Raw genomic sequence first — 592 nt, forward strand, 5'->3', positions numbered from 1 at the left:
ATCGCCAGCAGGTGGTCGGCGCTTTCGGTGGCGGTGCGCAGGTAATCGATCTGCTTGGGGTTGAGGCCCGTCTCGCGCAGCAGCGACAGCATGCCCATGAGCCCGTGGAAGGGCGTGCGGATCTCGTGGCTGATGTTGGCCAGGAAAGCGCTCTTGGCCTGGCTGGCGCTTTCGGCCTCGCGCCGCGCCTGGCCCAGGCTGGCCGCCAGTTCCTCCAGCACCAGGCGCCGCTGACGCAACTGCCGCAGCTGACGCAGGGCGATGAAGGCAAAGGCCATTGTCAGGATCGACATGAACACGGTCAGGAACAGGCCCAGCCGGTTCTGCGACCGCACCGCCTCGTTGCGCTCCTGCATCTGCTCGGCCACGCGGTGCGCCGTGCCCAGCGACAGGGCATGGAAGGGCGCGCCCAGCGCCTCCAGCGCAGGCCAGCGGTCGGCCAGGAAGGCGGGTGTCGGCTCGGCCGCTGAACCTGCGCCGAGCGCCTGGTCGGCCAGGGCGATGAAGTCCATGGCCGCCTGCAGCACGTCGGCGTGCTCGGGCACGTCGGCGATCAGGCGCCGCGGGCGGCCGTCCTGCAGCAGGTTCACGC

General features: G+C 70.4%; 1 protein-coding gene. It reads right to left on the reverse strand.

The genetic code is table 11. The features are described 5' to 3' along the window. A partial coding sequence (locus AC01FP_RS18735) for a sensor histidine kinase (protein WP_474482418.1) occupies positions 1-592 on the reverse strand: 592 nt, incomplete at both ends.

It is taken from the genome of Cyanobium sp. NIVA-CYA 375, assembly GCF_056108345.1.